Source organism: Bacillus sp. B4EP4a (assembly GCF_006680105.1).
GTDB lineage: Bacteria > Bacillota > Bacilli > Bacillales > DSM-1321 > Peribacillus > Peribacillus simplex_E.
Window position 1 is genome coordinate 1 of sequence record NZ_VHIK01000078.1, and the last position, 4098, is coordinate 4098.

General features: G+C 34.3%; 5 protein-coding genes. All 5 read left to right on the forward strand.

What is annotated here, in order from left to right:
- On the forward strand, positions 1 to 306 hold a 306-nt coding region (locus FNK51_RS25735), incomplete at its 5' end, for a DMT family transporter (RefSeq protein WP_141995172.1).
- 40 nt (positions 307 to 346) lie between these two features.
- On the forward strand, positions 347 to 514 hold the full coding sequence (locus tag FNK51_RS25740) for a DMT family transporter (RefSeq protein WP_141995173.1): 168 nt from the start codon (positions 347 to 349) through the stop codon (positions 512 to 514).
- Between the two features lie 168 nt (positions 515 to 682).
- On the forward strand, positions 683 to 1969 hold the full coding sequence (locus FNK51_RS25745; protein ID WP_141995174.1) for an MFS transporter: 1287 nt from the start codon (positions 683 to 685) through the stop codon (positions 1967 to 1969).
- Between the two features lie 440 nt (positions 1970 to 2409).
- Positions 2410 to 2790 carry a RidA family protein gene (locus FNK51_RS25750; protein ID WP_141995175.1) on the forward strand — a complete coding sequence of 127 codons (381 nt, stop codon included), beginning with the start codon at positions 2410 to 2412 and terminating at the stop codon, positions 2788 to 2790.
- Between the two features lie 183 nt (positions 2791 to 2973).
- Positions 2974 to 3924 (forward strand): sugar phosphate isomerase/epimerase family protein, encoded by a 951-nt coding sequence (locus FNK51_RS25755; protein WP_141995176.1) that lies wholly within the window; start codon positions 2974 to 2976, stop codon positions 3922 to 3924.
- Positions 3925 to 4098 lie beyond the last annotated feature (174 nt).

The window sequence follows — 4098 nt, forward strand, 5'->3', positions numbered from 1 at the left end:
GCAGGACTTTTGGAAATCGTCTGGGTGATCGGTCTTAAATATTCTCACGGATTCACCAAAATTATACCTAGTATAGTAACGGTAGTTATTATAATCTTTAGTTTCTTTTTACTTTCAAAAGCTTTACATTCCATTCCCTTAGGAACTGGTTACGCCATTTTTACTGGATTGGGAACGGTGGGAACAGTAGTAACTGGGATGCTTTTTTTGGGAGAGACCATTAATCCACTGAAAGTATTTTTTGTGGCTTTAATGATATTTGGAATAATTGGAATAAAAATTAGTCCAGCACAACCTAAAAATTAAAGAAAATGAAATGATTTATACAAGGTTAGGGGATGATTCGATGGCTTGGTTTTTTCTTCTTATTGCCGGATTTGCCGAGATTGGTAGTGTAATAAGCTTGAAACGTACAGACGGGTTTAAAAAATTACTCCCCTCTGTAGCGTGTCTTCTGCCAAAAACCTCTATTGAAATAAGATCCATTAAAAAACAATGTATCAACAAGTATTAGTTTAAAGAACATAAAAAATATTTCAAATAACTTTGATGAAGTAACTAACTGAATCGAGGTCAATGCAAAAACTAGTATTAATTGAATATTCTCCTAATTAATAAAGGTGAATTTTGAGTTTTAACGAAAACCGCTAATTACTTTCATATTTATGAGGGGGGATTGTTTATGGCAGTAGCACAGAAGCAGGTCAAAAAATGGTTTACCTTATGTATCTTAATTTTGGGAGGAGGAACAATATTTAAATTATCATCCTTAAAAGATGCTTTTTACGTTCCGATGCAAAAATATTTTCACCTTTCACATACCCAAATAGGTTTGGCATTATCTGTATATGCTATTATACAAATGTTTGGTTATGTAGTCTCCATTTATATCACTGATAGATTTTCTAAAAGGAAGTTAATTCCGATTGGATTGATTGGTGTAGGTGCAACTGGGATTTATTTATCTACTTTACCAAGTTATTATGGAATTTTAGCTTCTTGGGGAGTAATGGCTTTATTTACAGAGATTACTTTTTGGCCAGTATTGATAAAAACCGTTAAATTGCTTGGAGACTCCGACGAACAAGGCAGGATGTTTGGATTTCTTGAAGCTGGCCGTGGTGTTGTAGATACAATCGTTGCATTCTCTGCTCTAGGTATATTTATTTGGTTAGGTTCTGAGTCATTAGGTTTCAGAGCCGCAATTTTATTCTTTGCCTTGATTACAATTATTGTTGGTATTATTAGTTATTTCTTTATAGAGGACGATATTATTGAAACGTTTGATAAGGGTGGGGAAGAAATTAGTAAAAATAAAGTAGCTTTGAAAGGTGCGATTCAAGCAATTAAAACTCCCATACTGTGGTTTTCCTCATTTACAATATTTTGCGTTTATACGGTTTACGCAGGTTTAACTTACTTTATTCCGTTCTTGGAAGAAATTTATGGAATGCCGGTAGCATTATTAGGTGCATATGGGATTGTAAACCAATACGGATTAAAAATGATAGGCGGTCCCATCGGTGGATTCTTAGTTGATAAAAAATTTAAATCAGCGACAAAATACCTTAGATTTACATTTCTCTTATCCATTATTGCAATGATAATTTTTATTATGCTTCCACATGGCAAAATGAATATTTATATAGGAATAATTGCGACACTTGGCTTCGGATCGATTGTATTTACTCAACGGGCTGTGTTTTTTGCCCCATTAGATGAAATTGATATTCCAAAAGAAATAAGCGGTGCTGCCGTATCAGTAGCTTGTTTAGTTGGTTATGCTCCTTCAATTTTCGCCTTTGCCATGTATGGTAATATTCTGGATCACAATCCTGGAATTACTGGATATAGATATGTATTTTTGATTATGATTGCATTTGCAGCTATAGGTTTTATTATAAGTAACTATTCAGTTAAAATTTTAAAAAAGAAAAAACAAACTAACCGATATTTGGAAGATAATTAAATGAATGCTTAATTTTTTATCGATATATAAATTGGCTTAAATTTGGGTAACAAATGAAAATTGGATTAGAAACAGAAAGCTTTCACTTGCAGTTTATTATAGGTTGAATGAATATTTTCGATTTTATCAGAAAAACAGCTGAATTAGGATTAGACGGAGTCATACTTTACACAGAATAACTTTAGATATGTGTCATCCATATGTTTCTACTTTTAAACGACCTAAAGGTTCGGGGGGAGTAAGCGAAGTAAGGAAAGGATCATTTAAGATGTAAAAACCGTATTTCAATCAAAAACTGATTGAGCCTTTAACAACATACTATCCAAGTGATGATCTTTTAGAACAAATGTTATTGGCCCAAGATAATGAAATTAAAGAATCTGTACAAACGGTCAAAAAGTTACGAGAAAAATATTGTAGATAAAAAGGAGATTTTTATTATGAAAGAAGCAGTTTTAACAAGTAATGCTCCACAACCTATTGGACCATATTCCCAAGCGGTATTATCAAAAGGGATTCTCTATATTTCGGGGCAACTCCCTTTAAATCCTAATACTAATAAATTAGCTATAGGCATTGAAGACCAAGCAAGACAATGTTTAGAAAATTTAAAGCACATTTTAATAGAAAAAGGTCTAGAAATGAATTCAGTTTTGAAAACAACTATATTTGTGACTGATTTATCAGATTTTCAAACTGTAAATGAAATTTATGCGCAATATTTTTCGAAGCCTTTTCCAGCTAGGAGTACCATTCAGGTAGCAGAATTACCTATGAATGCAATGATTGAAATTGAATTGATGGCCGAGGTAAAAAGGTGACCAATTATTCTTTTTTGGGGAGAATGTGTTTCGTCGTTTAGTTGCTGGTTCTTCCCTAATTTAAGAGAACTTTCGTAAGCAAAGTCGTTAAGTAGAAATTAATTACAAATAAAAATAGAAGTCGAACAAAATTTAGTTTAATTTCTTCTCGGCACAATAAATTAACATAAAGGTGGGTAAAACATGAAAATTGGATTAGAGACAGAAAGCTTTCACTTGCAGTTTATTACAGGTCGAATGGATATTTTCGGTTTTATCAGAAAAACAGCCGAATTGGGATTAGATGGAGTCATGATCAATATTGTTCCATGGTCAAGTTTACCAGGAATTGGTACATTAGAATCATTTGAACCGGAATACTTAGACAAGGTGAAAAAGGAAATTCAAAAGTATGGATTTTTCGCTGAAATCGATACAAATGGAACCGATCCGAAACATCTAACTGAGGTCATTGAGGCCGCGCATAGAATTGGAGCGGATGTCATTCGTACGTATACCTGCATGGGAGAATATGATCCAGACAGATTGAGAAGGGCTCCTGAAGATATTAAACAAATTGTACCATTATTAAAGAAATATAGAATCAAGCTTGCTGTTGAAAATCACGAGGAAGAGTTAACGGATGAAGTGATTCAAATCATTAAGGAAGTCAACAGCCCTTGGGTTGGTGCTCATTGTGATTTCGGGAATGCAATGATGGCATGGGAGGACCCGGTTGAAGCTGTAAGAAAATTAGCACCATATGCCTTTACAACTCATTTTAAGGATCATATTATCGTCCATGATGGCGAAGATTACAGGGTATGTGGCGTACCTGCTGGGACTGGTAATATCGACTTGGAAGAATGTTTTAAAATATTGATTGAGAATTCAATGTTGACTAGAATCAACGTTGAAATGTGCTTCCCGTATGCCATCCATTTTAAGAGAGAGCCTGGTACAGGCGGAGTCTTTGCAGTAGGAGAAGGAGCATTTAAGGTGGGACAACCTCCTTATGATTTAAATGTAATTAAACCATTGGATTACTATTATCCGCCAGCAGAACTTCTAGAACAAATGATTGAGGATCAAGAAAAAGGTGCAGAGCAATCGGTTAGATATGCACTTGCATTAAGGGATAAATACTGCCGCTAAATAAAAAAACGGGGAGAGGTTCTTTCGGGAATACTCTCCCTATTTATTTTGCAGAAGAGTGCTTGATTTTAACAATAGGGTTGCTACGCAACACTTTCTTATGGAACTAAAGGGGCAGGTTAGCATTCCTGTAGTTCGTTAAATATCAGGTTTGAAAAAAATAGAGCCCCTCAG

Coding starts and splice junctions, on each gene's coding strand:
- FNK51_RS25745 (WP_141995174.1), top strand. CDS start 683: ATGGCAGTAGCACAGAAGCAGGTCAAAAAATGGTTTACCTTATGTATC.
- FNK51_RS25740 (WP_141995173.1), top strand. CDS start 347: ATGGCTTGGTTTTTTCTTCTTATTGCCGGATTTGCCGAGATTGGTAGT.
- FNK51_RS25755 (WP_141995176.1), top strand. CDS start 2,974: ATGAAAATTGGATTAGAGACAGAAAGCTTTCACTTGCAGTTTATTACA.
- FNK51_RS25750 (WP_141995175.1), top strand. CDS start 2,410: ATGAAAGAAGCAGTTTTAACAAGTAATGCTCCACAACCTATTGGACCA.